Source organism: Mariniluteicoccus flavus, from assembly GCF_054776655.1.
Window position 1 is genome coordinate 600,860 of record NZ_BAAHBN010000001.1, and the last position, 26,906, is coordinate 627,765.

The 26,906-nt window shown below is 70.9% G+C and carries 24 protein-coding genes; 14 read left to right on the top strand and 10 right to left on the bottom strand.

Annotated elements, in window-relative coordinates:
• Positions 1-159: 159 nt before the first annotated feature.
• The 3 genes from ACYVAG_RS03000 (at position 160) to ACYVAG_RS03010 (ending at position 3,924) form a co-directional block, all read left to right on the top strand.
• Positions 160-1,344 (top strand): peptidoglycan DD-metalloendopeptidase family protein, encoded by a 1,185-nt coding sequence (locus tag ACYVAG_RS03000; protein ID WP_460766282.1) that lies wholly within the window; start codon positions 160-162, stop codon positions 1,342-1,344.
• A gap of 156 nt (positions 1,345-1,500) precedes the next feature.
• Positions 1,501-2,607 carry a peptidoglycan DD-metalloendopeptidase family protein gene (locus ACYVAG_RS03005; RefSeq protein ID WP_460766285.1) on the top strand — a complete coding sequence of 369 codons (1,107 nt, stop codon included), beginning with the start codon at positions 1,501-1,503 and terminating at the stop codon, positions 2,605-2,607.
• A 216-nt stretch (positions 2,608-2,823) separates the two neighbouring features.
• Positions 2,824-3,924, top strand: a complete 1,101-nt coding sequence (locus tag ACYVAG_RS03010; protein WP_460766288.1) for a peptidoglycan DD-metalloendopeptidase family protein — start codon at positions 2,824-2,826, stop codon at positions 3,922-3,924.
• A gap of 73 nt (positions 3,925-3,997) precedes the next feature.
• Here ACYVAG_RS03010 and pcrA read toward each other — a convergent pair whose 3' ends face one another.
• Positions 3,998-6,418: a DNA helicase PcrA gene (gene pcrA / locus ACYVAG_RS03015; RefSeq protein WP_460766290.1), complete on the bottom strand. Its 2,421-nt coding sequence runs from the start codon at positions 6,416-6,418 to the stop codon at positions 3,998-4,000.
• A gap of 68 nt (positions 6,419-6,486) precedes the next feature.
• Here pcrA and ACYVAG_RS03020 point away from each other — a divergent pair, with 68 nt between their 5' ends.
• Together ACYVAG_RS03020 and ACYVAG_RS03025 are read left to right on the top strand one after the other, a co-directional pair.
• Complete coding sequence (locus ACYVAG_RS03020) at positions 6,487-7,719, top strand: phospholipase D-like domain-containing protein (protein WP_460766293.1); 1,233 nt, start codon at positions 6,487-6,489, stop codon at positions 7,717-7,719.
• A gap of 194 nt (positions 7,720-7,913) precedes the next feature.
• Complete coding sequence (locus ACYVAG_RS03025; protein ID WP_460766296.1) at positions 7,914-8,195, top strand: GlsB/YeaQ/YmgE family stress response membrane protein; 282 nt, start codon at positions 7,914-7,916, stop codon at positions 8,193-8,195.
• Between the two features lie 86 nt (positions 8,196-8,281).
• Here the strand turns inward: ACYVAG_RS03025 and ACYVAG_RS03030 are convergent, their stop codons facing one another.
• Positions 8,282-9,028, bottom strand: coding sequence for a LuxR C-terminal-related transcriptional regulator (locus tag ACYVAG_RS03030; RefSeq protein WP_460766299.1), 747 nt, complete (start codon positions 9,026-9,028; stop codon positions 8,282-8,284).
• Positions 9,025-10,377: an ATP-binding protein gene (locus ACYVAG_RS03035; protein WP_460766302.1), complete on the bottom strand. Its 1,353-nt coding sequence runs from the start codon at positions 10,375-10,377 to the stop codon at positions 9,025-9,027. The genes ACYVAG_RS03030 and ACYVAG_RS03035 overlap by 4 nt, the downstream gene beginning before the upstream one ends.
• A gap of 149 nt (positions 10,378-10,526) precedes the next feature.
• On the opposite strand from ACYVAG_RS03035, the gene ACYVAG_RS03040 reads away from it, so the two are divergent.
• The 3 genes from ACYVAG_RS03040 to ACYVAG_RS03050 are packed head-to-tail and all read left to right on the top strand — an operon-like array spanning position 10,527 to position 12,465.
• Positions 10,527-11,837 (top strand): PspC domain-containing protein, encoded by a 1,311-nt coding sequence (locus ACYVAG_RS03040; RefSeq protein ID WP_460766305.1) that lies wholly within the window; start codon positions 10,527-10,529, stop codon positions 11,835-11,837.
• Positions 11,834-12,070, top strand: coding sequence for a hypothetical protein (locus ACYVAG_RS03045; protein ID WP_460766307.1), 237 nt, complete (start codon positions 11,834-11,836; stop codon positions 12,068-12,070). The genes ACYVAG_RS03040 and ACYVAG_RS03045 overlap by 4 nt, the downstream gene beginning before the upstream one ends.
• A gap of 47 nt (positions 12,071-12,117) precedes the next feature.
• Positions 12,118-12,465 carry a PspC domain-containing protein gene (locus ACYVAG_RS03050; protein WP_460766310.1) on the top strand — a complete coding sequence of 116 codons (348 nt, stop codon included), beginning with the start codon at positions 12,118-12,120 and terminating at the stop codon, positions 12,463-12,465.
• Between the two features lie 67 nt (positions 12,466-12,532).
• Here ACYVAG_RS03050 and guaA read toward each other — a convergent pair whose 3' ends face one another.
• On the bottom strand, positions 12,533-14,116 hold the full coding sequence (guaA, locus tag ACYVAG_RS03055; RefSeq protein ID WP_460766312.1) for a glutamine-hydrolyzing GMP synthase: 1,584 nt from the start codon (positions 14,114-14,116) through the stop codon (positions 12,533-12,535).
• Between the two features lie 106 nt (positions 14,117-14,222).
• Positions 14,223-14,612, bottom strand: a complete 390-nt coding sequence (locus tag ACYVAG_RS03060; RefSeq protein WP_460766315.1) for a nitroreductase/quinone reductase family protein — start codon at positions 14,610-14,612, stop codon at positions 14,223-14,225.
• Positions 14,613-14,735: 123 nt separating this feature from the next.
• Between ACYVAG_RS03060 and ACYVAG_RS03065 the strand changes: the two genes are divergently transcribed.
• Together ACYVAG_RS03065 and ACYVAG_RS03070 are read left to right on the top strand one after the other, a co-directional pair.
• On the top strand, positions 14,736-15,407 hold the full coding sequence (locus tag ACYVAG_RS03065) for a TetR/AcrR family transcriptional regulator (protein ID WP_460766318.1): 672 nt from the start codon (positions 14,736-14,738) through the stop codon (positions 15,405-15,407).
• Positions 15,408-15,470: 63 nt separating this feature from the next.
• On the top strand, positions 15,471-17,120 hold the full coding sequence (locus tag ACYVAG_RS03070) for an FAD-binding dehydrogenase (protein WP_460766321.1): 1,650 nt from the start codon (positions 15,471-15,473) through the stop codon (positions 17,118-17,120).
• Between the two features lie 101 nt (positions 17,121-17,221).
• Here ACYVAG_RS03070 and ACYVAG_RS03075 read toward each other — a convergent pair whose 3' ends face one another.
• The 4 genes from ACYVAG_RS03075 to ACYVAG_RS03090 are packed head-to-tail and all read right to left on the bottom strand — an operon-like array spanning position 17,222 to position 20,145.
• On the bottom strand, positions 17,222-18,052 hold the full coding sequence (locus ACYVAG_RS03075; protein ID WP_460766323.1) for a substrate-binding periplasmic protein: 831 nt from the start codon (positions 18,050-18,052) through the stop codon (positions 17,222-17,224).
• A 52-nt stretch (positions 18,053-18,104) separates the two neighbouring features.
• Positions 18,105-18,740, bottom strand: a complete 636-nt coding sequence (locus tag ACYVAG_RS03080; protein WP_460766326.1) for an amino acid ABC transporter permease — start codon at positions 18,738-18,740, stop codon at positions 18,105-18,107.
• Positions 18,737-19,375 carry an amino acid ABC transporter permease gene (locus ACYVAG_RS03085; RefSeq protein ID WP_460766329.1) on the bottom strand — a complete coding sequence of 213 codons (639 nt, stop codon included), beginning with the start codon at positions 19,373-19,375 and terminating at the stop codon, positions 18,737-18,739. The genes ACYVAG_RS03080 and ACYVAG_RS03085 overlap by 4 nt, the downstream gene beginning before the upstream one ends.
• 5 nt (positions 19,376-19,380) lie before the next feature.
• Positions 19,381-20,145: an amino acid ABC transporter ATP-binding protein gene (locus ACYVAG_RS03090; protein ID WP_460766332.1), complete on the bottom strand. Its 765-nt coding sequence runs from the start codon at positions 20,143-20,145 to the stop codon at positions 19,381-19,383.
• Between the two features lie 214 nt (positions 20,146-20,359).
• Here ACYVAG_RS03090 and ACYVAG_RS03095 point away from each other — a divergent pair, with 214 nt between their 5' ends.
• On the top strand, positions 20,360-21,268 hold the full coding sequence (locus ACYVAG_RS03095) for a LysR substrate-binding domain-containing protein (protein WP_460766334.1): 909 nt from the start codon (positions 20,360-20,362) through the stop codon (positions 21,266-21,268).
• Positions 21,269-21,400: 132 nt separating this feature from the next.
• Here the strand turns inward: ACYVAG_RS03095 and ACYVAG_RS03100 are convergent, their stop codons facing one another.
• Positions 21,401-22,411: an ornithine cyclodeaminase family protein gene (locus ACYVAG_RS03100; protein WP_460766336.1), complete on the bottom strand. Its 1,011-nt coding sequence runs from the start codon at positions 22,409-22,411 to the stop codon at positions 21,401-21,403.
• 196 nt (positions 22,412-22,607) lie between these two features.
• On the opposite strand from ACYVAG_RS03100, the gene hglS reads away from it, so the two are divergent.
• The 3 genes from hglS (at position 22,608) to amaB (ending at position 26,829) form a co-directional block, all read left to right on the top strand.
• Positions 22,608-24,005 carry a 2-oxoadipate dioxygenase/decarboxylase gene (gene hglS / locus ACYVAG_RS03105; protein WP_460766339.1) on the top strand — a complete coding sequence of 466 codons (1,398 nt, stop codon included), beginning with the start codon at positions 22,608-22,610 and terminating at the stop codon, positions 24,003-24,005.
• Between the two features lie 66 nt (positions 24,006-24,071).
• Entirely contained in the window at positions 24,072-25,226 is a 1,155-nt protein-coding gene (locus ACYVAG_RS03110) for an NAD(P)/FAD-dependent oxidoreductase (RefSeq protein ID WP_460766342.1), read from the top strand.
• A 67-nt stretch (positions 25,227-25,293) separates the two neighbouring features.
• The gene (amaB, locus tag ACYVAG_RS03115; RefSeq protein WP_460766345.1) at positions 25,294-26,829 is read left to right on the top strand and encodes an L-piperidine-6-carboxylate dehydrogenase; all 1,536 of its coding nucleotides are present in this window, start codon (positions 25,294-25,296) and stop codon (positions 26,827-26,829) included.
• Positions 26,830-26,906 lie beyond the last annotated feature (77 nt).

Sequence of the window (26,906 nt, forward strand, 5' to 3'; positions counted from 1 at the left end):
CGCGGGGCCGCAGGCAACCTCTCGAATTGGCCGCCCTGAGAGAATCTCAGAAAATCTTGGGCTTCCGCTTGTTCCGCAGTTATCCGCCCGTTACCTTGGAGGGGTGCGCGGTTCCCGCGTTGCACACGCTTCACATTGTCGTTCTTCAGGAGATAACTCGTGACTTCTCGCTCGTTCCGCCAGGCCAGGGGTCCGCGCCGCGCTGCGGCTGTTGACCCCACCACGGTGCTGGCTCCGAACAGCGGCCTCGACGACGGCTCGTCGTTGATCAGTCAAGGCCTGGCCGCGCTCGCGGTCTCGGCGTTGGGCCTCGGCCTCGTCGCGACCGTGACGCTGACGGCCGGAGCCCAGTCGACGGTGACGGCGAGTTCGACCGTCGCCGGCCAGGGCTCCCCCGACACCACCCAGGCCAAGGCGGCCCCGCCAGCACCCCAGGCCCAGGGCGAGCAGGCCATCGACAACCGCGGGAATGACGAGCCCGAGCAGAGCGACGGAGCCCTGGGCGCCTTCGGACGCTCCTCCTCCGACGGCACCTCCCGCAATGCGGTGCGCGCCGAGATCGACCGCGCCGTGGCCGACCAGAAGGCCCGCGAGCGGGGCGCCACCCTGTCGATGGCCGAGGAGAAGCAGTCGCAGAGTTCCGGCGCCGCCGTGCAGGACGCCCGGTCCACGAACCTCGTGAACACCGCGGAGGCCTCCAAGCGGGAGCAGGCGCGCCTGGCCGAGGAGAAGCGCAAGGCCGAGGAGGCCCTGAAGAAGGCCCAGGAGGCCGCCCAGAACGCCCAGAACGCCCAGGGCAGCCAGGGCGGCAACCTTCCGGCCCAGGCCGCGCCCGCCGCCGCCGCGGCAGCCCAGTCCTCGTCCAAGGCTCCGGCCGCGGCGCCGCAGGTGAGCGCCGCCGCCCCGGCCGGCTCCGCCGGCGTCAACGCTCGCGGTGCCAGCCCCATGGCCCCGGGCTCCTACAGCCTCGGCGCGCGATGGGGCGCGGTCGGCTCGTGGTCGCGCTACCACACAGGTCAGGACCTCCCCGCGCCCGTGGGCACGCAGCTGCGCGCGGCCGCCGGCGGCGTCGTCATGTCCCCCAACGGAGGCGGGTGGGCCGGCACCCACGTCGTCATCAGGCACGCGGACGGCTCCGCGACGCTGTATGCGCACATGTCCACCTCGCTCGTACGCCCCGGCCAGACTGTCACCGCGGGCCAGCCCATCGGCGCCGTCGGCATGACGGGCCGCACCTTCGGACCCCACCTCCACTTCGAGCACTACCCGAGCGGCGTGGTCGGCAACCCCTACGTGACGGACGACCCCTATCGGTGGATGTTGTCGCTCGGCGTCCGCCTCTGAACCCGCCGCACCGGCCTCCGGGCGACGCCCCAACCGTCCCCCCAGACCCAGCAGCACCAATCCTGGCCCGATTTCGCTGATCGCATTGTGAGATTCTCTTAGCAACGTTAGGTTCGTCCTGGCGCCACACCCCCGGGCGCTCGAACCAGGAGAATCATGGCCCACGCAACTGCACGGCGGGCGGCCCACGCCGGGCCCCGCCGGGCCGCTTCCAAGGTCAACACACCGGCCGAGGAGACCCTTTCGTCCCTGCTCAAACACGCCCTCGCGGCGGTGTCGGCTCTCGGCATCGGTCTCGTCGGTTCGATCTCCCTGACGGCCGCGGCCCAGTCGGTCCGGACCTCGGCGTCCACCGCTCAGGGGGCGTCTCCCGACACGACGCAGGCCATCCCCGAGGCGGCCACCCGGCGAGCCCGGGAAGCCGCGGTCCCGCCCGAGACCGCCCAGCAGAAGCCCGACTCCCCCGAGTTGACCGGCGCCCTCGAAGCCTTCTCCCGCGCAGCCGCCGACGGGGCCAGCCGAAGCGCCGTACGCGCCGAGATCGACCGCGCCGTCGCCTCCCAGAAGGCGCGCGAGCGCGGCGCCTCCCTCACCCACGGCGAGCAGAGGCAGACCGCCATCTCCGGTGCGGCGCTCCAGGACGCCCGCTCGACCGAGCTCAACAACACCAAGGAGGCAGCCAAGCGCGAGCAGGCCCGCCTCGCCGAGGAGAAGCGCAAGGCCGACGAGGCCATGAAGGCGGGCCTCCTGCCCAATCCTGCGGCGCCCCCGGGCGGCCCGCAGGCCCTGCCCGTGCCGATCCCCGGCGGTGCCGGCCCGGCCCTCACCGGCGGAACCGGCGGCACCGCCGCCACCCCCCTGCCCCCGGGTGCCTACTCCGTCGGGGCCCGCTGGGGGGCCGTGGGCGTCTGGGCCCGCTACCACACGGGCCAGGACCTCCCGGCCCCGATCGGCACGTCGGTCCGGTCCGCCGCCCCCGGCATCGTGACCAGCGGCGCATCCGGTGCCGGGTGGGCCGGCATCCACGTCGTCGTGCGCCACACCGACGGCTCCGCCACCCTGTACGCCCATCTCAATGGCACCTCGGTGCGCCCGGGACAAGTGGTACAGGCCGGCCAGCACGTCGGCATCGTCGGCATGACGGGTAACACCCGCGGCCCCCACCTCCACTTCGAGCACTACCCCGTCGACGCCCGTCCGGGAGACGTCTATTCCACTGACGATCCGTACGCCTGGCTTCTCCGCCAGGGCGTCCGACTCTGAGAGCATCCTCCTCCACCCCGGTCATTCCTGACCGACCGGTCGCTCAGCATGGCCCGCCGCAGTGTGAACCTGCTCACCTTTCGGGCCGAATCACCGCCAATCGCGTCACTTTCGTCACATCAGCCCCAATTTCAGCCGTGCGAATTGTGAAAGTTTCTTAGAAAGGGATAAGTTCTCCCTCGGCGCCACCCCCGGGCGCACGATCCAGGAGAACGAATGGCACTCAAGCAAGCCAGGCGAGCAGCCCACGCCGGGCCCCGTCGCGCCGTTTCCCACGTCGTTGACACGGCTGAGGACACGACGACCACGCTCGTCAAGCACGCCCTCGCAGCAGCCGCCGTATCAGCCCTGGGCCTCGGCCTCGTCGGCTCGATCAGCCTGACCGCCGCGGCCCAGTCGGTCGAGACCTCCGCGTCCACCGCCGCCCGCGGCGCCTCCCCCGACGCGACGCAGGCCGTTCCCGAGGCCGTGCAGCAGCGTGCCCAGGAGGCCGCGATCCCGCCCGAGGAGAAGGCCCAGCACGACACGCCGCAGGCCGACGGTGCGCTCGAGGCCTTCTCGCGCGCCGCCGCCGACGGAGCCAGCCGCAACGCCGTGCGCGCCGAGATCGACCGCGCCGTCGCCTCCCAGAAGGCCCGTGAGCGCGGCGCCTCGCTCACGCTGTCGAACCAGCGCTCGAACGAGTCGTCCGGCACCGCGATCCAGGACGCGCGCTCCACCGAGCTGAACAACACCAAGGAGGCGGCCAAGCGCGAGCAGGCCCGCCTGGCCGAGGAGAAGCGCAAGACCGAGGAGCTCATCAAGCAGGGCAAGCTCCCCACCAACAACGGCCCGGCCGCCCCCGCGGCTCCGGCCCCCGGCCTCCCCGCCCCGGCCGCAGGTCCGGCCCCGGCGGTCTCCCCCGGCGGCGCCGTCCAGCCCATGGCCAGCTACAGCCGCGGCGCCGGTTGGGGTGCGGTCGGCTCGTGGTCCCGCTACCACACCGGCATCGACCTGTCGGCCCCCATCGGCACCCAGATCCGCGCGGTCTCGTCCGGCATCGTCGTGTCGCCGAACGCGGGCGGCTGGGCCGGCAACCACGTGATCGTCCGCCACGGCGACGGCACCTACACGCTGTATGCGCACATGTCGCACGCGGCCGTCCGCCCCGGCCAGACCGTGGCCGCGGGCCAGCCGGTCGGCGCCGTCGGCATGACGGGCCGCACGTTCGGCCCCCACCTGCACTTCGAGCACTACCCCGCCAGCGGCCAGACGTCGAACCCCTATTCGTCCGATGACCCCTACCGCTGGATGCTGAGCCAGGGCGTACGCCTCTGAGCCTCGGCCCGGTCCGAACAGCAGCGACCCCCGCGAGCCCTGGCTCGCGGGGGTCGTTCGTCTCCGGGGAGACCTACAGCTTCTCCAGCGGCGCGAACTTCAGCGCGAGCCGCTTCACGCCGACCGACCCGAAATCGATGTCGGCCTTGGTGGCGTCTCCCGCGCCGCTGGTCGCCACGACCGTCCCCATGCCGAACGTCGAGTGGAGCACGCGGTCTCCCGCGGCCAGCGACGGCACCTCCCGCTTCTCGCGCTTGGCCGCGTACCCCACGGTCTGGGCGAAGTCGGCCGTGCCGCTGCGGGGCCGATCGCCCCATCGCGACGTGGCCGACGTGGACCGCCACTGGGTCTGGGCCGACTCGAGCCGCTGCCAGTCCATCAGGTGGGCCGGCACCTCGTCGAGGAACCGGCTGGCCGGGTTGTGCTGGGGCGCGCCCCACGCGGCGCGCGTCACCGCGCGGGACAGGTGGAGCCGCTTGCGGGCCCGCGTGACACCGACGTACGCCAGCCTCCGCTCCTCCTCGAGTTCGGCCTTGTCGCCCAGCGCCCGCATGTGGGGGAAGACGCCGTCTTCCAACCCGGTCAGGAACACCGTGTCGAACTCGAGGCCCTTGGCCGTGTGGAGCGTCATCAGCGTCACCACGCCGCGCTCCTCGCCCTCGGGGGCGTCGGGGATCTGGTCGGAGTCGGCGACCAGCGCGATGCGCTCCAGGAACGCCGTGAGCGACGGGTCGGGCTCGGGCACACCGATCAGGCCCTCCTCGTCGTCGACCGCGTCGACGACCGCGGCGGCGGCCACGAACTCCTCGGCCACCGCCACGAACTCGGCGAGGTTCTCCAGCCGCGTCTGGTCCTGGGGATCGGTCGAGTTCTTCAGTTCGTCGAGATAGCCCGACCCGGCCAGGATCGACACCACGATCTCGTCGGCGGCCGCGCCGTCGGCGACCATCTTCTCGTGGGCGTCCATGAGTTCCACGAAGCCCTTGATCTGCTTCTCCGAGCGCGTGGCCAGCCCGGCCCCGTCGACCCGCCGCAGCGCGTCGGCGAACGGCACGCGGTCGCGCTGGGCGATGGCCTCGACGACGGCCTCGGCCCGGTCGCCGATGCCGCGCTTGGGGACATTCAGGATGCGGCGTACGGACACGTCGTCGGCCCGGTTCGCGATCGCGCGGAGGTAGGCGATGAGGTCGCGCACCTCCTTGCGCTCATAGAAGCGGACGCCACCGACCACCTTGTAGGGCAGCCCGGTGCGGATGAACACCTCCTCGAACGCGCGCGACTGTGCGTTGGTGCGATAGAAGACCGCCGTGTCGGCGTACGCCGCCTCCCCCGCGTCGACCAACCGGTCGATCTCGGTCGCGACCCATTGGGCCTCGTCGCGGTCGGTGTCGGCGACATAGCCCGTGATGCGGCTGCCGTCGCCGGCGTCGGACCACAGGTTCTTGGCCGGCCTTCCCTCGTTCTTCGAGATCACCGCGTTCGCCGCGGTCAGGATCGTCTGGGTCGAGCGATAGTTCTGCTCCAGCAGGATTGTCCGCGCGCCCGGGAAGTCGGACTCGAAGTCGAGGATGTTGCGGATCGTCGCCCCACGGAACGCATAGATCGACTGGTCGGAGTCGCCGACGACCATCAGTTCGGGCGGCTCGATGCCCTTGATGGCGTCGTCGCCGACCTCCGGACCGCACAGCTCGCGGATCAGCGCGTACTGCGCGTGGTTCGTGTCCTGGTATTCGTCGACCAGCACGTGGCGGAACCGCCGCCGGTATTGCTCGCGGACGTCGGGGAACGCCTGCAGCAGGTGGACGGTCAGCATGATCAGGTCGTCGAAGTCGACCGCGTTCGCCGCCCGCAGCCGACGCTGGTATTCCCCGTACGCCTCCGCGTACACCTCGTCGTTGCCGTTCGTGATGCGCGACGCGATGGCCTCGTGGTCGACGAGGTCGTTCTTCGCGTTCGACACCCAGTTCATGACCCCGCGGACGGGGAACCGCTTGGGGTCGAGGGACAGGTCGCTGCAGACCAGTTGCATCAGGCGCTTGGAGTCGGTGTCGTCATAGATCGAGAACGACCGCGAATAGCCGAACCGCCCGATCTCGGCCCGCAGGATGCGTACGCAGGCCGAGTGGAACGTGGACACCCACATCAGCTTCGCCCGGTTGCCGACGATGTCGGCCACGCGGTGGCGCATCTCGGCCGCGGCCTTGTTGGTGAACGTGATCGCGAGGATCGACCCCGGATGGACGCCGCGCTCCTTCACCAGGTGGGCGATGCGCCGCGTCAGCACGCGCGTCTTGCCGGACCCCGCACCCGCGACGACGAGCACGGGCGACCCGCGGTGGAGCACCGCCTGCTTCTGGGGCTCGTTCAGCCCCTCCAGCAGCGGTGAGGGCCCCTTCTCCGGGGCGGGCTTCTCCCCCCGCGTACGCCGGGTCGGCCGATCGGCGCGCTGGGGCTGGAAGTCGGGGAACAGGGAGTCGAGATCGGGTGTCGTCATGGCGCACCCAAGCCTAGGCCCGACGACCGACAAAACCGACCCGTCGTCGCCCCGGCTAGTCTCGGGGCATGTTCTTCCGACGTGTCCGCACCTGGGCCGGCCGCGCGGTGCTCGCGGGGATCGGGCTCCAGGCCGTGACCATCGCCGCCCTGACCGTCGTCGACAACCAGCGCAAGCGCGACCGCAGCCCGGTCGTCTTCCCCCGCACCGACCCCACACCGGTCGAGGCGGCCGGCTCCGAGGTGACGGTCTACACCTACGGCCAGGACGTCTTCGACGCGATGCTCGAGGCGATCATGGGGGCCCGCGAGCGGATCTTCCTCGAGACCTACATCTGGAAGAGCGACGCCACCGGCCGCGCCTTCCGCCGGGCGCTGAACCACGCCGCCGACCGCGGTGTCGAGGTCCACCTGGTCTGGGACGGCTTCGCCAACCTGGTCGTCCCGCCGAAGTTCTATCGCTTCAACCCGAAGATCCAGGTGTTGCGCCACCCGATCATCGACCCGGTGTGGGACTTCTGGCACCCGCGGAACTTCGGGCGCAACCACCGCAAGCTGATGACGGTCGACGGCGAGGTCGGCTTCATCGGCGGCTACAACATCGGCTCGCTGTACGCGACTGACTGGCGCGACACGCACGTCCGGCTCGAGGGGCCGGCCGTGGCGGAGCTCGACAACGCCTTCATCGACTTCTGGAACCTGCGCCCGTCCCACGCCCGTGCCCAACTGGTCGACTCGACCCGCCGTGACTTCTTCTCCCGCATCAAGGTGCAGCGCAACGTGCCGAAACTCGGCGTCTTCCCGATCCGCTACATGTATCTCGAGGCCATCGACCGCGCCACCGACCGCATCTGGCTGACCCACGCCTACCTCATCCCTGACGAGGATCTCCTGCGCTCCCTCACCCAGGCCGTACGCCGGGGCGTCGACGTCCGCATCATCGTCCCGGAGCGCTCCAACCACATCGTGGCCGACTGGGTCTCGCGCGGCTGCTACCGCGCGCTGCTGAACGGCGGCGTACGCCTGTTCCTGTTCCAGGGCGCGATGGTCCACGCCAAGACCGCGCTCGTGGACGACGCGTGGACCACGGTCGGCACGGCCAACCTCGACCGGTTGTCGCTGGCCGGCAACTACGAGGTCAACCTCGACATCACCGACGAGGTGATGGCCGGGAAGATGGCCGAAGTGTTCGAGCTCGACCTCACCAACTGCCGCGAACTCACCCTCGACGAGTGGACGTCGCGCCACTGGATGATGAAGTTCTCCGAGGCCGTGCTGAAGCCGCTGAGCCCGCTGCTGTGATGGGGATGACCCGTCATTCGCTGAGAGACGATTGAGAAATCAACCCAGACGGTCACGATAAGGTCACGCTGAAATGAGGAATTTCTCGCAAAAACGCGGAATCCCACCGATGTTCACGTCACTCTGACCAAAGCGTTACTGAGAATTGTCGATATAGTTGCTACCGAGCATGCGATTACCGCTACATTTGCCACATGACGATTCTCTTTTACATCATCGTTGGCCTCATCGCCGGCGCCATCGCAAAGGCCATCATGCCCGGCAAGCAGGGTGGCGGCATCGTGGCAACGATCATCCTCGGCGTCATCGGTGCGCTCGTCGGTGGTCTGCTCTCCAACCTCCTCCTCAACGGTTCGCTGAGCCTCGCGCTCTCGGGCAACTGGATCATCTCCGTGATCATCGCGGTCATCGGTTCGCTGATCGTCCTGGCCATCTACGGCGCCATGCAGCGTCGTGGTGGCGGCGCCCGCGTCTGATCCAGGCTCAGCCTTCCCCAATATTCACCGAACCGCCCCCCGCTCACGCGGGGGGCGGTTCTTCGTTCCCAGAACAGGGGCGACGCTCAGACCAGCTTGCGGTCCGTCGCCCACCGCGTCAGCTGGTGGCGGTTCGACAGCTGCAGCTTGCGGAGCACCGACGACACGTGGGTCTCCACGGTCTTGATCGAGATGAACAGCTCCTTCGCGATCTCCTTGTACGCGTACCCCCGTGCGATCAGCCGGAGCACCTCGCGCTCGCGGTTCGACAGCTTGTCGAGGTCCTCGTCGACCGACGCGATGTCGATGGCGCCCGAGAACGCGTCCAGCACGAACCCGGCCAGCCGCGGCGAGAACACCGCGTCGCCCTCCGACACACGCCGGATCGCGTCGATCAGCTCGTCGGACGAGATCGACTTGGTCACGTAGCCCCTGGCCCCGCCGCGGATGACGCCGATGACATCCTCGGCCGCGTCCGACACCGACAGCGCCAGGAACCGCCGGTCCGGATCGACCGCGTGGACCTGTTTCAGCACCTCGACCCCGCCGCCGCCGGGCAGGTGGACGTCCAGCAGCACCACGTCGGGCTGCGTACGCGCGATCGCGGCCACCGCCGTCGCGACGTCCTCGCCCTCGCCGACGACGTCGACCGAGCGGCCGATCTCGTGCTTCACGCCGGCCCGGAACATCGCGTGGTCGTCGACCACCACGACGCGCAGGCGCTTGGTGGGATCGGTGGGCACTCCCCCGACGGGCGAACTCGCCGTGTTGCCGCTGCCGAGTCCGCTCGGCTGCTCGCCGAGCGGGCGACCGGGCTGGTCGGTGTTCGTCATCGCTTCATCTCCAGTCTCACTTCGGTGCCGTCCCCGGGGGCCGACCTGATGCGGGCGCTGCCACCGTGGCGTTCCATGCGTCCCAGGATCGATCCTCGCACGCCCATGCGGTCGTCCTCGATGTCGGCCATGTCGAAGCCCCGGCCGCGGTCGCGGATGAACACCTCGAGCGCGTCCTCGTCGGCCTCGGCGTACACGTCGATCTTGGGCGCCCCCGAGTGCTTGGCCGCGTTGACCATCGCCTCGCGCGCCGCGCGGATCGTGGCCTCGACGCGCTCGTCCATGGGCACGTCGCCGACGCACACGACCTCGACCGGCGTGCCGCGCTCGTCCTCGACCTCGGCCGCCGCGGCGGCCAGGGCGGCCTTGACAGTGGCCTCCTTGATGACGTCGCCATACAGCCACGTACGCAGCTCCCGCTCCTGCCGGCGGGCGAGCGTCGAGACGGCCTTCGGGTCATCGGACTGGCGTTGGATCAGCGCGAGCGTCTGCAGCACCGAGTCGTGCAGGTGGGCGGCCATGTCGGCGCGCTCGTCGGCGCGCACCTTGTCCTCCCGCGCCGTACGCAGGGCGATGCGCGAGCGATAGACCCACGGCGCGACGACGAGGCCGGTGCCGGCGATGCCGAGGCCGATGGTGGCCAGGGCGCTTGGCAGCTCCTGCATGCCTGCCTGCGCGGCGATCACGAACGACACGGCGGCGCCCACAAGGGCCATGCCGAGCACGATGCGCGCGATGGTCAGCAGGCGGCCGCGGGCGACGAACGGGGCGAGCCAGGTCGGTCCGTCGACGCGTTCGGGGCGCTGCTGGCCCGCGGTGTCGGCCGTACGCCACACCAGCGCCAGCCCGGCGCCGGCGAACAGAACGGGCCAGAAGAACGCCTGCGACATGCCCATCCCACTGGTCTGGGCGAGTGCGAAGAGGCCGAGGGCCAACATGCCGAGGGCCAGCACGGCCCCGACGTCGCTGGCCCGCCTGGCCTTCTTCTCGACCGTACGCATGTTCGTGCGCTGCGCCGACTCGAGTCCCGGCGCCTGCTCCTTCGGACCCGCGGGCGGAAGGGCGAGCCAGAGGGCCGCGTACACGAGGAGACCGATGAACTGGACGGCCGCCAGGGCGACGAAGCCGACGCGCAGGACCATGACGGGGCAGCCGAGGTGGGCGGCCAGGCCGGTGCAGACACCGCCGAGCCAGGCACCGTCGGGGTCGCGGGTCGCCCGGGCGTGTGGGCCGTCGGGGCGGTCGACCGCGGTCCCGGGCTTCGCCGCGGCCTGATCGGCGGGCGTGACCGACCCGCGGCGCTCGAACTCGTCGGCGCGCGCGGGAGGGGTCGGGTCAGTGGTCGCCATGGTCCTCCCAGCCTCACACGCGGCACGCCCCTGGCCAACAGGGACATCACCCATGATCCCCTGAAGCCCGACGTGTGGATCGCTCACAGGGGTGAAAGTCGGGGTCACCCCCGATGGTGCGGAGCGCCCCCACCGGGAACCATGGACGCATGGACCTCACCACGCTGCGCCGCAGCGCCGCGCCCGACGCCAAGGCCGCCGGCGTCTGCGCCGGACTCGCGGCCTCGTGGCGCATCGACCCGCTCGTGCTCCGCATCGTCTGCGTCGTCCTCGCGCTCGGCGGCGGCGTCGGCATCGTGTTGTACGCAGCCGCCTGGCTCGCCCTCCCGAAGCAGGGGTCCGACCGCAGCCATCTCGACGGCGTCTTCCCCGGCTGGCGGCAGTGGCCCCCGGTGGCAGTCGGCGCCGTCCTGGTCGTCGCCTCGCTGCTCGTGTCGGCGGCGCTGGGCGCCATCCTCCCCTTCGGCGTCACACCGTCGCTGGTGGTCCTCGCGGTCTGGTATTTCGGCTTCCATCGTCCCCGCCGCGCCGCCGCCGCGGACCGGTCCGGGCATTCCCGCGAACACACGTCGGTCACCGCCACCACCTCGTCGCCGTTCGCCCAGGAGACCGAGTTCACCCAGCTGGCGGCCGCCTGGCAGGCCCGCGTCCACGACCACCTCGCGCGCAGTGGCCAGATGCCGCCCCCGCCCCCGCGGACACCCGGGGTCGAGCTCCAGAGCGGGCGTACGCAGGAGCCCGCGTACGCGACCCATCCCGGCTATTCGCTCGAGGCCTTCCTCGCGGCCCCCGATCCCGTCGGCCTGTACGCCGAGCCCACGACCCTGGCGACCTCGACCGGGGCGTCGGTCGAGCCGACGACCCGGGCGCGGCGGACGAACCGCCGCCTCGCCTGGCTCGGCCTGACCGCGATGGGCGCCGCACTCGGCGCGGTCGGCGTCGTGGACATCTTCCGCGTCGTCCCGTTCGAGGCCTATCCCGCGGCGGCGCTCCTCGTGGTGGGGCTCGCCCTGCTCGCCGGCACGCGCTTCGGCCGCCCCCGCGGGTTCGTGGCGCTCGGCGTGGTGCTGGCGCTCACGACGCTCGGCGGACTCGCCGATCGCAGCAATCACAGCCCGAGCGCCGCGACCATGATCACGGCCGTGGCGCCGTCCGACATCCCCGTCGAGGTGATCCGCAACCGCGGCCCGGTCGACATCGACCTGTCGGCGGTGACACTCACCGAGGACCGCACCATGACCGCGAAGGTCGACGTCGGCCACCTCCACATCAAGGTGCCCCAGAACGCGCGGGTCCGCGTCGACTACTCGACCGATGTCGGGCACGCCTCGATCCTGGGTCGGACTCACGAGGGGGGCGTCGACGTCAAGGGCACCACGGTGGACGACCCGTCGCCAACCGGTCCCTTGCTCACGATCGTCGCCCACGTCGACGCCGGCCAGCTGGTGATCGAGCGATGAGCGCCCGGCGTACCACCGTCGACACGCGCGGCGACCGGCGCCCGGAGCGTACGCGCCCCGACGTCGTCGGCCTCGTGATGGGCTCGATCTTCACCTGTTTCGCCGCCGCATCGCTGTTCGTGGCGTTCGGCGGGACCCTGCGCGGCGACTGGCTCAAGGTCGCCCTGCCCGTCTTCCTCGTCGCCGTGGGCGGCGCGGGGCTCGTCCTCTCGCGGGGACGCGACCAGACCTGACCGACCGCCCACCGATTGCCTGGATTCCCACCCAACAAGGAGAGACCATGAACGACTACTCGACCAAGAAGCTCACCCGCAGCACCAGCGACAAGATGCTGGGCGGCGTCTGCGGCGGCGCCGCGCGCTATTTCGGCGTCGACGCCACGCTCGTCCGCCTGGGCGTCGCCGCCCTCGTGCTGTTCACCGGCGTCGGCATCGTCGCCTACCTCCTCGCGTGGGCCGTCATCCCGGCCGACACCGGCGAGAAGACGATCGCCGAGGACGCGTTCAAGCGCGGCGAGGCGTGGGTGAAGGACCAGCAGGCCAAGAAGAACGCCGGCACGAACCAGCCCTACGGCACCCACCCGGGTACGCAGGGCAACGGCTACCCGAACGGCGACGACCTGCGCTGACCCCAGCACAACGGCCCCGAGCGAATCCGCTCGGGGCCGTTGCTCTGTCTCGGAGGGCGCGTACGCCTCACTCCCACTCGATGGTGCCCGGCGGCTTCGACGTGATGTCGACGACGACGCGGTTGACCTCGCGCACCTCGTTGGTGATGCGGGTCGAGACCTTCTCGAGCAGCTCGTAGGGCAAGCGGCTCCAGTCGGCCGTCATGGCGTCCTCGGAGCTGACGGGGCGCAGGACGATCGGGTGACCATACGTACGCCCGTCCCCCTGGACCCCGACCGAGCGCACGTCGGCCAGGAGGACCACGGGGAACTGCCAGACGTCGCGGTCGAGCCCGGCGGCCGTCAGCTCGGCGCGCGCGATGGCATCGGCCTCGCGCAACAGGTCGAGGCGGTCGCGGGTGACCTCGCCGATGATGCGGATCGCGAGCCCCGGGCCGGGGAACGGCTGGCGCCAGACCATGGCGTCGGGCAGGCCGAGCTCGGCGCCGACCGCGCGTACCTCGTCCTTGAACAGGGTGCGCAGGGGCTCGATGAGCTGGAACTGGAGGTCGTCGGGCAGGCCGCCCACGTTGTGGTGGGACTTGATGTTGGCCGCGCCCTCGCCGCCGCCGGACTCGACGACGTCGGGATAGAGCGTGCCCTGCACGAGGAAGTCGATGCCGTGGTCGTCGGCGATCTCTCGCGCGGCGGCCTCGAACGTGCGGATGAACTCGCGCCCGATGATCTTGCGCTTCGTCTCGGGGTCGGTGACGCCGGCGAGGTGGCCGAGGAACTGGTCGGACACCTCCTTGACGACGAGGTCGACGCCCGTGGCGGCCACATAGTCCTGCTCGACCTGCTCGGCCTCGCCCTTGCGGAGCAGGCCGTGGTCGACGAACACGCAGGTGAGCTGGTCACCGATGGCCTTCTGCACCAGGGCCGCCGCGACGGCGGAGTCGACGCCGCCGGACAGCGCGCAGAGGACGCGCTTGTCGCCGACCTGCTCGCGGATCGCGGCGACGGAGTCCTCCACGATGTTGGCCGCGGTCCAGTCGGGTCGCACCCCCGCGACGTCGAACAGGAAGTGCTCGAGCACGTCCTGGCCGCGCTCGCAGTGGTTGACCTCGGGGTGCCACTGGACGCCGGCGAGGCGCCGGTCGACGTTCTCGAACGCGGCGACCTGCGCGCCGGGGGTCGACGCGAGGGTCGTGAAGCCCTCGGGGGCCTCGGCCACCGAGTCGCCGTGGCTCATCCAGATGTTCATCGATGCGGGCAGGTCGGCCAGGAGGCGGCCAGGCTCGGCGACGGTGGTCTGCGTACGCCCGAACTCGCTCAGGCCGGTCTGTTGCACCGTGCCGCCGAGGGCGGCGGCCATGGCCTGGAAGCCGTAGCAGATGCCGAACACCGGTACGCCGGCCTCGAACAGCGCGGGATCGACCTGGGGCGCGCCCTCGGCGTACACCGACGACGGGCCGCCGGACAGGATGATCGCCGAGGGCTGCTTCGCGAGGATCTCGTCGACCGACGCCGTCGAGGGCACGATCTCGGAGAAGACGTCGGCCTCGCGGACGCGACGGGCGATGAGCTGGGCGTACTGGGCACCGAAGTCGACGACGACGACCCGGTCATGATCGGCCACGACATCCTGGGCGATCTGGAGGTTTTCCGACATGGGCGGCAGTCTAGGGGAATCGGACAGGCTCCCCCATCCACGTATTAGCGACCCGTAATCCCACTCAGCAGCCCCTGCACGGTGTGCTGAGTGGGATTACGGGTCGCTAATACGGGCTTGGGCTGACCGGCTCCAGCCGGAACACGGGATGGGCGGCTGCGTCGGGCTCGTCGGACATCCACGAGCGCACCTGCCACCCCCAGCGCGCGACGTACGCCGCCAGGAGCGGGCCGCGGTCGGCGACGGGTACCTCGTGGGCCGTGAACTCCGCTCCCCCGACCCTGCAGCGCCCGGCCGCGCGGACGTTGCGTACCCACTGGGTCTGCCCGCGCGGGGCCACGAGGTGGGTGGACCCCGCGTACGCCAGGGGGTTCACCACGGCGCGCCGCAGTTCCCCCGACCGGCGACCACGCACTTCGAGTACGCGCGCGCCCGGCAGGAGTCTGGCGCCGGCCAGCGCCACCACGAGTCGGTTGATGATTCGGCGGATGTCCATGACGTCTCCTCAGCAGACAACGAGAGCGCCGCTCTCTGTTTTCATCGTGGCACACCGCCCTGGCCACGAGCAAGAGCACTGCTCTCATTTGCTTCCCGTGCTCTCGCGTTCCACCATGGGTCCATGCCCACGCCGCGCGAGATCGCCCACGCCGCCACGCTCGAGCGCATCCTCGAGCTCGGCCGCGCCCAGCTCGCCGAGGTCGGCCCCCAGCAGCTCTCCCTCCGCGCCATCGCCCGCGACCTCGGGGTGTCGTCGTCGGCGGTCTATCGCTATGTCGCGAGCCGCGACGCCCTGCTCACCCGGCTGATCACCACCGCGTACGCGTCGCTCGCCGACGCGGTGACCACGGCCGAGCGCAGGCGGCGCCGCGGCGACCACCGGGGCCGCTGGCGCAACGCGTGCCACGCCATCCGCGCCTGGGCCGCCGAGCACCCCCACGAGTGGGCGTTGATCTACGGCTCGCCGGTGCCGGACTATGCCGCACCGCAGGACACCGTCGAGCCCGCCTCGCGCGTCGCCCTGGTGCTGATCCGCATCGCCGCGGACGCCGAGGCCCATGCGACAGCCGATGCCCCGACGGGCCTGCTCCGCCGCCAGCTCGGCGACCTCGCGGCCCAGCTCGACGTCGACCTCGACCCCGCCACGCTCGCCGCCGTCGTCGACGCCTGGACCCACCTGCTCGGCACTGTCTCGCTCGAGCGCTTCGGCCACCTCGTCGGGTCGGTCGACCCCGCCGATCCCTATTGGAACCGGATCGTCGACGACCACGCGACGCGGATCGGCCTCGCCTGACGCCTCCTCCCGTGCGCTGACGAACCCCTTCCCAGCACCCCACCCTTGTGGGACGCTTGATCAATGGACGCAGATGTCATCGTGATCGGCGCGGGCCTGTCGGGCCTCGTCACCGCCACCACCGCCGCCGAGCGCGGCCAGAGGGTCATCATCGTGGACGGCGAGGGCCCCCAGTCGATCGGCGGTCAGGCCTTCTGGTCGTTCGGCGGCCTCTTCCTCGTCAACTCCCCCGAGCAGCGCCGCCTCGGCGTTCGCGACAGCGAAGAACTCGCGCTGTCCGACTGGCTCGGGTCCGCCAACTTCGACCGTCCCGAGGACGCGTGGGGCCGGAAGTGGGCGGAGGCGTACGTCCACTTCGCCGCCGGTGAGAAGCGCGCCTGGCTGCACCAGCTCGGCGTCCGCTTCTTTCCGCTCGTCCAGTGGGCCGAGCGCGGCGGCCACCTCTCCCCCGGGCACGGCAACACCGTCCCGCGCTTCCACATCACCTGGGGCACCGGACCGGGCGTGGTCGCGCCCTTCGCCGAACGGGCGCTCGCGTCGCGCCTGGTCGACCTGAAGTTCCGCCACTATGTCGAGGGCCTCGAGCGCGACGCCGGCGGCTGGACCGTACGCGGCCGCACGCTCGCCCCCGACCATGCCGAGCGCGGCCGGCCGACCACGCGCGACGGTGTCGGTGAGTTCGCGCTCCGCGCCGCGAAGGTCGTCGTGGCCTCCGGCGGCATCGGCGGCAACCTCGACCTGGTGCGCGAGCTGTGGCCCGCGGCCCACGGGTCGCTGCCCAACCGCGGGGACATCGTGCAGGGCGTGCCCGACTATGTCGACGGGTCGATGCTGCTCATCGCCCAGGACGCCGGTGGCGCGATCATCAATCGCGACCGCATGTGGCACTACCCGGAGGGCATCCGCAGCCACGACCCGCTGTGGTCGCAGCACGGCATCCGCGTGTTGCCCGCGCCGTCGTCGCTGTGGCTCGACGCCCGCGGCGAGCGCCTTCCCGCCCCCAACTTCCCCGGGTTCGACGCGCTCGGCACGCTGCGCGAGATCACCGGTCGCGGCGACTCCTGGTCGTGGTTCGTGCTCGACGAGGCGACCATCGCCAAGGAGTTCGCGCTGTCGGGGTCGGAGCAGAACGCCGACCTCACCGGCAAGGACGTCCCCCTGCTCAGCAAGCGATTGCGCCCCGGCCCCACGCCGGAGGTGCAGGCGTTCATCGACGCCGGCATCGACATCGTGGTCGCCGACACAGTGGCCGAGCTCGCGGCGAAGATGAACGCGCTGGTGGGCAACGACGACATCGACGCCGACGCCCTGCTCGCGACGATCAGCGAACGCGACGGCCAGGTCGCGACGGGCCTCGGGAAGGACCCGCAGGTGGTCGCGACCCGCGCGGCGCGCACCTTCGTGGTCGACAAGCTGATGCGCGTCGTGGCGCCGCATCGCCTGACCGATCCGAACCGCCCCGGTCACCACGGCTCGGGCGGCCGCCTGATCGCCACCCGCCTGCACGTCCTGACCCGCAAGACGCTGGGCGGCCTCCACACCGACCTCGACGCGCGCGTGCTGGGCGCCGACGGGGACTCGATCGAGGGCCTGTACGCGGTCGGCGAGGCCGCGGGCTTCGGCGGTGGTGGGGTCCACGGCTGGCGCGCGCTCGAGGGGACCTTCCTCGGCGGCTGTCTCCACTCGGGGCTCCGCGCGGGCCGGGCGGTCTGAGCTCACCCGGCGTACATCCCCTTGTGACACAGCGAACGCGCCATCCGCCCGAATCCCGGGCGGACGGCGCGTCCTTGTGAACCTGTTGCTCTGCAGGGCAATCAGAGCACGCGCGGCGCGCCCACGTCACCGGCGGTCGCGTCGAGCTTGTGCTTGACGAGGATCTCCTTGATCTTGCCGTTCTTGTGGAGCTCGGCGATGTCCTCGTTGATGGCCTTGGCCAGCGCGTCCTTGCCCTTCGGCATCGGGAAGGTCGACTGGGCGGCCTCCTTCGTGCCTCCCACGGCCGGGTCGACGTCGACGACCTTCACCTTGAGGTCGGGGTTGTTGAAGACGCCCGAGCCATAGGAGTCGATGCCGACCTCGATGCGGCCGGCCTTCAGGTCCTGGTTCATGTTCAGCGTCGAGGGATAGACCTTGAGGCTGTCGCCGAGGAGCTTCTTCATGTCCTCCACCCACATGTAGCCGTCGACCGTGCCGACCTTCTTGCCCTTCAACGCCTGCACCGACCTGAGTCCGTCCTTGGAGATGATCGCCATCTGGTCGAGATACATCGGATCGCTCAGGGTCACGATCTCGGCGCGGGCCTTCGTGCGATACCAGTCGGCGGCGGCGAGGTCGGCACGCCCCGACTGGACGGTGGGGATGACGGCGGCGGCCGCGAGCGGCTGGGCCACGATGTCGAGGCACTCCATCTTGGCGATCTCGTCGAGGATCTCGCCGTCGACCCCGGTGACCTTCTTGCCCTCGGCCTTCGTGAACGGCGGGAGGTCATAGAAGGCGACGGTGAGGGAGCCCTTCTTGACGGTCTCGAACTGGTGCTTGGGGGTGCAGTTGGCCTGCGCCGCACCGCCGCTGGCGCCGCCGCCACAGGCGGACAGGGCGGCGACGGTGACGAGTGCGGTGGCAGCTGCCGCGAGTTTGCGGGTCATGGGATTCTCCTGGTGGTAAGGGAAAGCAGTGAGGTTCGGTTGGTTGGGATGGTCAGGTGTAGCGCGCCATGCGGCGCTCCAGTCGGTCGCTGAGAATGCTGGCGGGGACGGTGATGACCGCATACATGAGTCCGGCGATCGAGAGGATCGCGAGATAGCGGAACGTCGATGACCCGGCCGAGTACGCCTGGCTGAGCAGTTCGGGCAACGCAATGGTGTAGGCCAGCGACGTTCCCTGGAAGATCAGGATCGCAAACCCCATCAGGGCAGGGATCGCGACGCGGATGGCCTGCGGCAGGAGGATGTCGCGCAGGGTGTCGAGCTGGCGCATGCCCATGGCCTGCGCCGCCTCGATGTGGCCCTCGTTGACCGACAGCAGCGCCCCTCGCAGGATCTCCGAGGTGTACGCGGCGGTCGTCAGCGCCAGCGCCAGCGTGGCCGCGATGAACGACGACAGCGTGAGCCCGAAGGACGGCAGCCCGAAATAGAAGATCTGCAGGACGACGAGCATCGGCGTACCGCGGCCGAGCTCGACCAGCGGGATCGTGATCCAGCGGACCGCCTTGACCGGTGACGCCGCGAGCAGGGCGAGGACGAGGCCGCCCGGCAGCCCGAGCGCGAGCGCGGCCACGGTGAGCTGCAACGAGATCAGCAGGCCCTGGGCGAGGTTCGGGAGATAGTCGATCATCGGGAGACCGCCTTCCGCAGGCGCGCGTCGAGTGCGCGGGCGCCCCAGGCGCACGGGACGGTCATGATGATGTAGACGAGCGCGGCGATGAGGAACGGCGTCATGGCGTCGGACGACGACTTCGACTGCTCGTTGGCGAAATACATGACCTCGGTGACGCCGATCGTGTAGGCCACCGACGAGTCCTTCAGCAGGCCGATGCCATAGCCGGCCGCGGCCGGCAGCGACACCCGAAACACCTGTGGGCCGATGACGTCGGCCAGCGTGTGGCCCCGGCGCAGGCCGAGCGCGTCGGCCGCCTCCTCCTGGCCGTGGCCGACGGCGACCCAGCCGCCGCGATAGATCTCGGCCATGTAGCCCGCCGAGATCACCCCGAGGCCGATGAGTGCGGCCGCGAGCGGGCTGAGGTCGGGCAGCGACGCCCCCACCCCGAAGAAGATGATGAACAGCCAGACGATCGGCGGGATGCCGCGGGCGATCTCGATGACCGCGCGCGCCGGCAGGTGCACGAGCGCCTTCGACGACCGGCGCATCAGCACCAGCGGGACGCCGAGGACTGCGCCGATCGCGAGGCTGCCGAACGTCAGCAGCAGCGTCATGGGTACGCCGGCCAGCAGCGCGAGGAAGATGTCCACGCCGCTCACCGTTCCAGGACGGCGCTGAGGAACTTCTTCGTGCGCTCGTGGGCCGGCGCGGCGAAGATCTCGCGCGGGTCGCCCTCCTCGATGATGCGCCCGTTCGCCATGACGACCAGGTGGTCGGACACGTCGCGGGCGAACTGCATCTCGTGGGTGACGACGACCATCGTCATGCCCTCGGCAGCCAGCTCGCGCATGACGCCGAGCACCTCGAGGCCATATTCGGGGTCGAGCGCCGACGTCGGCTCGTCGAACAACATCACCTTGGGGTCGAGCGCCAGCGCTCGTGCGATCGCGATGCGCTGCTGCTGGCCGCCGGAGCAGCGGCCCGGATATTGGCTCGCCTTGTCGGCCAGGCCCACGCGCTCCAGCAGGGACATCGAGCGGGCGTCGGCCTCCGACTTCGAGCGGCCCAGCACGCGTTGCTGCGGCAGCGAGACGTTGCGCAGCACCGACAGGTGGGGGAAGAGGTTGAAGTGCTGGAAGACCATGCCGACCTCGCGGCGCAGCTTGGCCAGTGCGGCCGGGGAGAACTTCTTGTCGGCGTCGATGGTGTGGCCCTCGACGGTGATCAGCCCGTGGTCGGGGCGCTCGAGCAGGTTGATGCAGCGCAGCAGCGTGCTCTTGCCGGCGCCCGACGGCCCGATCATCGCGCACACCTCGCCCTCGCGGACGCTCATGGAGACGTCGGCCAGGACCTCGTTGTCACCGAAGCTCTTGGCCACCGATTCCAGAACGATCGCGGGTGGGCTTACAGATTGCGTCATCGAGTTTCGACTCCCGGCTTCGACATGGTGCACGTTGTACGCCGGCACCGGCGGTTGAGCCCCGACAATGCCCGACCCGAGGACCCTTGGGAAGGGAACTCAGCATCAGCGATGATCAGGCTTGCTTAAGCACGTCTTGCGCTGGCAAAGTGGCGCCCGTCACAGGATTGCACGGATTTGTCCGGATGGTGCGGTCTGCCCGGAAGGAGAACTTGTGCTCAACCCGATCCACCTGCGCACATTGGTCACCGTGGTGCGCACGGGCTCGTTCGCCGACGCCGCGCGCCGCCTCGGCTACACCGGATCGGCGGTCAGCCAACAGATCGCGAGCCTCGAACGCGCCGTGCGCCTGACCCTGTTCGAACGCGAGGCCCACAGCGTACGCCCGACCCCGGCGGCCGAGTTCCTGGCGGAGCACGCCCACGAGGTGCTGGCCGTCATCGCGCAACTGGAGGACGAGGTGTCGGGCCTGGCCGAGGGGCAGCGCGGGCTGCTGCGCGTCGGCAGCTTCGCGACCGCGAGCGAGCGCATCATCCCCCGCTGGCTCGCCGCCCACCGCCGCGACCACCCGGACCTCGAGGTCCACCTCGACGAGGGCGAGCCCGACCAGCTGCTTCCCCTGATCGCGGACGGCGAGCTCGACCTCGCGCTGGTCTATCGCTATGACCTCGTGCCGCGCCCCTGGCCGCGCGGCATCCAGCGGCTCCCGCTGCTCGAGGATCCGCTGGTGCTGCTGCTGCCGGAGAGCCACCCGCTGGCTGACCACCACGAGGTGGCGCTCGGCCGGCTCGCCGAGGAGGTGTGGATCAACACCACCGAGCCCACGTCATGTGCGATGTGCCTCCAGCGGCTGTGCGCCAAAGAGGGGTTCGAGCCCCAGATCGCGTATCGCTCCGACAACTACGCCGTCATCCGTGGGCTGGTGCAGGCCGGGCTCGGCATCGCGCTGGTGCCCACGCTCGGCCACCTGGAGACCCCCGGCGTGAAGGCCGTACGCCTGGCCGGCGTCGACGTCCGCCGCCACATCTTCCTGACCCACCGTGGACCGGCGGGCCCCCACGTGGCACAGGCGATCGCGGCGCTGCAGGCGGCGGCAGCGGACTGCGACACCGACGCTCCCTGAGCGAGCGCAGCGCCCCCACGCTCCCTGAGCGAGCGCAGCGAGTCGAAGGGTCACCCCCACGCTCCCTGAGCGAGCGCAGCGAGTCGAAGGGTCACCCCCACGCTCCCTGAGCGAGCGCAGCGAGTCGAAGGGTCACCACACCATCCGCCTCCCCAGCTCCGGCCGCTGCGCCACCGCCTCCGCGATCGCTGCCGCGGCTGCGGCGTCCTGCACCCCCATGCCGACCGAGTTGTAGTAGACGATCTCACCGGCCTCGCGCCGCCACGGGCGCCCCCCGGTCAGCACCGCGCCGAGGTCGGCGATGTCCTCGCGCCGCAGCGTCCCTTCGGCGACCGCCCGCACGACCGGGCCCGCGTGTTCGAGCGCGGTCTCGAGGTCGTCGACGACCACGGCGGCCGCGCGCGAGACCAGCGCCTGGTCGAGCTCGTGCCGGTCGGCGGCGAACGACCCCACGCTGATCACGGTGGCGCCGGGCGCGACCCAGTCGGCCTCGAGGACGGGCTCGACCGACGTGGTGGCGGTGACGATCAGCGAGGCCCCGCGTACGGCTTCTTCCGCGGTCGCGCACACGCGCACCTGCGGGCCCGGCGCCTGGTCCGCGCACCGGCGGGCGGCGTCGGCGTCGCGCCCGAACAGCCGCACCTCACGCGCGGGGCAGACCGCCGCGAGCGCCTCGAGGTGGGCCGCGGCCTGCACCCCCGAGCCGATGACCGCCAGCACGCCGCTGTCGGCCCCGAGGACCTGGGCCGCCAGCACCGACGCGGCGGCCGTACGCAGGGTCGTGACCACGGTGCCGTCCATGATCGCCTGCGGCCGGCCGGTGGCCGGGTCCAGCACGGTGATGACGGCCGAGATCGCCGGAAGGCCCCGGCCGCTGTTGGCCGGGTTAACGCTGCCGAACTTCGACACCGCGGGACCGTCGGGCGAGAGGCGGGCGGCGTAGCAGAAGGCCGACGCGTCATCGCTGCCCGGCAGCAGCAGCCGCGCGGGCAGCACCGCGGCTCCGGCGCCGAGCGCGGTGAACGCGGCGCGCTGGGACTCGAGCGCCGTACGCGGGTCGAAGACCTCCCGGACGGCGTCGGCCGACAGCAACGAGATCTCGTGCTGGGTCGGCTCGGGCGGGGTCGTGGGGCGCTGCGTCATGGTGTTTCTCCTCTCGGTCCGGCCTCCAGCATGGCCTCCGGGCCCGCCCATCGCCCCGCGGGCAGCGCAAGAGAATCTTGACCCACCGCAACGGACCCACGCCCTTGATCGCTGGCCGATGGGAGCGGGGCAGGCTTGGCTTGGGCCCCAGCACGTATTCGTCGCACGCCGCGACCCACCACGCATTGGAGACACGATGGCCCTCGTTCCCACCTGGCAGCTGCGCGCACGCTTCGCCGTCCGCCTGGCCGAGCTCTATGGCGGCGAGGTCCCCGCGTACAACACGCTCGTGGACGTCTCCACGCAGGTGAACCGGCGCGTGATGGATCGCGAGGGGGCCGCCGCCGAACGGCTCGGCACCATCGACCGCGTGACGGCCGAGCGCCACGGCGCGATCCGCGTGGGGTCGCCGGCGGAGATGTCGCAGGTGGCGCGCGTGTTCGGCGCGTTCGGCATGTATCCGACGGGGTTCTATGACCTCCGCGACGCCCAGCCCCAGCCGATCCCCGTCGTGTCGACGGCCTATCGCCCCCACGACGCCGACGAGCTCGCGAAGAACCCGTTCCGCGTGTTCACGTCGATGCTGGTGCCGCAGGACCGCCGCTTCTTCACCGAGGACCAGGAGCGCCGCCTGATCGCGTTCCTCGACGCGCGCGAGCTGTTCGGGCCGGAGCTGCTGGAGCTGGCCGATCGCGCGGAGGCGCAGGGCGGCCTCGAGGACGCCGACGCCGACCGCTTCCTCCAGCTGGCGGGCGAGGCGTTCGAGTTGTCGACCGAGCCCGTCGACCGCGCCTGGTATGAGGAGCTGTCCGCCGTCTCCGGCGTCGCGGCCGACATCGGCGGCATCACCTCGACCCACATCAACCACCTCACCCCGCGCGTGCTGGACATCGACGACCTCTATGAATCCATGCAGGCGTTGGGCATCGAGATGATCTCCGAGATCCAGGGACCGCCCGGCTGGGAGGGCCCCGACCTCCTGCTGCGTCAGACATCGTTCCGCGCGCTCGCCGAGGACCGCGCCTTCCGCGAGGCCGACGGCTCGGTTACCACCGGCCAGCTGCGCGTACGCTTCGGCGAGGTCGAGCAGCGCGGCATCGCCCTCACGCCCAAGGGCCGCGAACTGTTCGACGCGATGACCGCCGAGTCCGACCGCCGACTCGCCGAGACCGAGGGCGGCGTACGCGTGGACGTGGCGCGTGACGTGTGGCGCGAGATGTGCCCCCGCACCGAGGAAGAGCTGCACCAGCAGGGATTGGCGTATTTCCACTACGAGGTCGACGAGCAGAGGCTGGCCGGCGGACGCCCCGACGGCGCCGACCTCCAGACCCTGATCGCCGAGGGTTGGCTGACCGCCGAGCCGATCGTCTATGAGGACTTCCTGCCGCGGTCGGCCGCCGGCATCTTCAACTCCAACCTCACCAGCCGCGGCGCGAAGGATGAGTCGCAGCAGGCGACCGAGCGCGACATGGACTGGCTCTCGTCGGTGATCGGGCGGGCGATCAAGGCGCCCGAGGAGCTGTACGCTGCCCAGTCGGACGCGTCCCTCGACGCCGCCGCCGCGCGGCTGGGACTCGCGGCGATCACGCGCTGACGCCGCCGCGCGCCCCGACCCTGCTCGACCCGACCACCCGCGATCTTCAACCCGGCAAGGAAAACCATGGCAACTCTCCCCTCCCGCGCCAGCGTCGTCATCATCGGTGGAGGCGTCATGGGCGTCGCCACCGCGTACGAGCTCGCGAACGCCGGCGTCACCGACGTGCTGCTGCTCGAGGCGGCCGGGTTCGGCGAGGCGTCGACCTGCCGCGCGGCGGGCGGCGTACGCGCGCAGTTTTCCGACGAGGTGAACATCCAGCTCGGCGCACGCAGCCTCGAGACGTTCGAGAACTTCCAGCAAAAGTTCGACCAGGACATCGACCTCCACCAGGTCGGCTATCTTTTCCTGCTCGACAACGACCAGGCGCTGAAGGCGTTCGAGCGCAACGCCGAGCTGCAGACCGGGCTCGGGCTCGAGAGCCACATCATCTCGGTCGAGGAGGCGAAGCGGCGCTCGCCCTACATCTCCACCGACGGGCTGGTCGCCGCCGCCTGGACGCCGCGTGACGGCCACTGCACGCCGGAGTCGGTCGTGGGCGGCTATGTCCGCGCGGCGCGGAAGGCCGGCGCGACGCTGGTGAACAACTGCCGCGTGACCGGCATCGACGTCGTCGACGGCCAGATCCGGGGAGTCGAGACCGAGGCGGGGCGCGTCGAGACCGACACGGTCATCTGCGCGGCCGGCGCGTGGTCCAAGCAGGTCGGCGACTGGGTGGGCGTCTCCCTGCCTGTCGAGCCGCTGAAGCGCCAGATCCTCATCACCGAAGCGATCCCGGGACTGCCGGCGGACACGCCGTTCACCATCGACCAGGCCACGACGCTCTATTTCCACAACGAGGGGCCCGGACTGCTGCTCGGCATGTCCTATTCGCAGCAGGAGCCCGGCTTCCACACCACCCAGACCGACGACTGGCTCGACGAGCTCGCCGAGGCGATGGAGCGCCGCATCCCCTCGCTGGCCGAGGTCGGTTTCGCCTCCGGTTGGGCCGGGCTCTATGAGAACACCCCCGACCACAACGCCCTGATCGGCGAGGCCGAGGGCGTGTCCCGATTCCTCTACTGCACGGGGTTCGCCGGCCACGGGTTCCTGCAGGGTCCGGCGTGCGGCGAGGTCATGCGCGACCTGTACCTTGGCACCGAACCCTTCGTCGACGTCTCCGGCATGGACGCGCGCCGCTTCGCCAGCGCCGACCTGCGGCCGGAGTTCAACATCGTCTGAGGCCGCGTACGCCGGCCCCCATCTCACCGCACTCGAAGCACCGCCACCGAAACGAAAGTTGGACACCGTGACCACAGCCATTCCCACCGCCGAGGACCTCGCCGCCCGCGCGAAGGCCGCAGCCGTCGCCTGCGGCGTCGACTGGGACGCCGTCCAGGGTGACCAGGACGTCACGTCGCCGATCAACGGCGAGGTCGCCCACCGCGTGCGCTGGAACACCGCCGACGAGGTCGACGGCATGGTCGCCACGGCGTCCGAGGCGTTCGCCGACTGGCGTACCGTCCCGGCCCCGGTCCGCGGCGCCGTCGTCAAGCGTCTCGGCGAGCTGTTGACCGAGCACAAGGCCGACCTCGGCGAGCTCGTGTCGATCGAGGTCGGCAAGATCACCTCCGAGGCCCTCGGCGAGGTGCAGGAGATGATCGACATCTGCGAGTTCGCCGTCGGCCTGTCGCGCCAGCTCTATGGCAAGACGATGGTGTCGGAGCGCCCCGGCCACCGCCTGATGGAGACCTGGCACCCGCTGGGCGTCGTCGGCGTCATCTCGGCCTTCAACTTCCCCGTCGCCGTGTGGTCGTGGAACACCGCGCTCGCCATCGTCTGCGGCGACCCCGTGATCTGGAAGCCGTCGGAGGCCGCCCCGATGTGTGCGCTGGCGAGCAACGCGCTGATGCAGCGCGCGCTGGCCGACTGCGGGGCCCCCGCCGGCCTGTCTCAGGTCGTCATCGGCGCGGCCGACGTGGGCGAGAAGCTCGTCGACCACCTGGGCGTCGCGCTGCTGTCGGCCACCGGCTCGACCCGCATGGGCAAGGCCGTCGGCCCCCGCGTCGCCGACCGCTTCGGCCGCTCGCTGCTCGAGCTCGGCGGCAACAACGCGGCGATCGTCGCGCCGTCGGCCGACCTCGACCTCGCCGTCCGCGGCATCGTCTTCGCCGCCGCCGGCACCGCTGGCCAGCGCTGCACCACCATGCGCCGCGTCATCGCCCACGAGTCGATCGCCGACGAGCTGGTGTCGCGCCTCAAGGCCGTGTACGCGAAGCTCCCCATCGGCGACCCGCGCGCCGAGGGCACCCTGGTCGGGCCGCTGATCGACCAGCGCTCCTTCGAGGGCTTCGAGGGCGCCGTGAAGGCGGCCCAGGAGCAGGGCGGCGAGCTCGTCGTCGGCGGCGGCCGTCGCCTGGCCGACGAGGCGCCGAACGCGTTCTATGTCGAGCCCGCGATCGTCCGCATGCCGGGCCAGACCGACATCGTGCGCTCGGAGACGTTCGCGCCGGTCACCTATGTGCTGACCTATTCCGGCGAGGTCCGCGACGCCATCGCGATCAACAACGACGTGCCCCAGGGCCTGTCGTCGTCGATCTTCACCTCCGACCTCGCCGAAGCCGAGCTGTTCGTGTCGGCCGAGGGCTCCGACTGCGGCATTGCGAACGTCAACATCGGCACCTCGGGCGCCGAGATCGGCGGCGCGTTCGGCGGCGAGAAGGAGACCGGCGGCGGCCGCGAGTCGGGCTCCGACGCGTGGCAGGCGTACATGCGCCGGGCGACGAACACGATCAACTACTCGGGCGCGCTGCCGCTGGCGCAGGGAGTCAACTTCGACGTGTGAGCACGACGTTCTCCGAGCGAGCGCCAGCGAGACGAGGAGCCCCAACGCTCTCCGAGCGAGCGCAGCGAGACGAGGAG

Coding starts and splice junctions, on each gene's coding strand:
- ACYVAG_RS03005 (WP_460766285.1), top strand. CDS start 1,501: ATGGCCCACGCAACTGCACGGCGGGCGGCCCACGCCGGGCCCCGCCGG.
- ACYVAG_RS03010 (WP_460766288.1), top strand. CDS start 2,824: ATGGCACTCAAGCAAGCCAGGCGAGCAGCCCACGCCGGGCCCCGTCGC.
- pcrA (WP_460766290.1), bottom strand. CDS start 6,418: ATGACGACACCCGATCTCGACTCCCTGTTCCCCGACTTCCAGCCCCAG.
- ACYVAG_RS03020 (WP_460766293.1), top strand. CDS start 6,487: ATGTTCTTCCGACGTGTCCGCACCTGGGCCGGCCGCGCGGTGCTCGCG.
- ACYVAG_RS03025 (WP_460766296.1), top strand. CDS start 7,914: ATGACGATTCTCTTTTACATCATCGTTGGCCTCATCGCCGGCGCCATC.
- ACYVAG_RS03030 (WP_460766299.1), bottom strand. CDS start 9,028: ATGACGAACACCGACCAGCCCGGTCGCCCGCTCGGCGAGCAGCCGAGC.
- ACYVAG_RS03035 (WP_460766302.1), bottom strand. CDS start 10,377: ATGGCGACCACTGACCCGACCCCTCCCGCGCGCGCCGACGAGTTCGAG.
- ACYVAG_RS03040 (WP_460766305.1), top strand. CDS start 10,527: ATGGACCTCACCACGCTGCGCCGCAGCGCCGCGCCCGACGCCAAGGCC.
- ACYVAG_RS03045 (WP_460766307.1), top strand. CDS start 11,834: ATGAGCGCCCGGCGTACCACCGTCGACACGCGCGGCGACCGGCGCCCG.
- ACYVAG_RS03050 (WP_460766310.1), top strand. CDS start 12,118: ATGAACGACTACTCGACCAAGAAGCTCACCCGCAGCACCAGCGACAAG.
- guaA (WP_460766312.1), bottom strand. CDS start 14,116: ATGTCGGAAAACCTCCAGATCGCCCAGGATGTCGTGGCCGATCATGAC.
- ACYVAG_RS03060 (WP_460766315.1), bottom strand. CDS start 14,612: ATGGACATCCGCCGAATCATCAACCGACTCGTGGTGGCGCTGGCCGGC.
- ACYVAG_RS03065 (WP_460766318.1), top strand. CDS start 14,736: ATGCCCACGCCGCGCGAGATCGCCCACGCCGCCACGCTCGAGCGCATC.
- ACYVAG_RS03070 (WP_460766321.1), top strand. CDS start 15,471: ATGGACGCAGATGTCATCGTGATCGGCGCGGGCCTGTCGGGCCTCGTC.
- ACYVAG_RS03075 (WP_460766323.1), bottom strand. CDS start 18,052: ATGACCCGCAAACTCGCGGCAGCTGCCACCGCACTCGTCACCGTCGCC.
- ACYVAG_RS03080 (WP_460766326.1), bottom strand. CDS start 18,740: ATGATCGACTATCTCCCGAACCTCGCCCAGGGCCTGCTGATCTCGTTG.
- ACYVAG_RS03090 (WP_460766332.1), bottom strand. CDS start 20,145: ATGACGCAATCTGTAAGCCCACCCGCGATCGTTCTGGAATCGGTGGCC.
- ACYVAG_RS03100 (WP_460766336.1), bottom strand. CDS start 22,411: ATGACGCAGCGCCCCACGACCCCGCCCGAGCCGACCCAGCACGAGATC.
- hglS (WP_460766339.1), top strand. CDS start 22,608: ATGGCCCTCGTTCCCACCTGGCAGCTGCGCGCACGCTTCGCCGTCCGC.
- ACYVAG_RS03110 (WP_460766342.1), top strand. CDS start 24,072: ATGGCAACTCTCCCCTCCCGCGCCAGCGTCGTCATCATCGGTGGAGGC.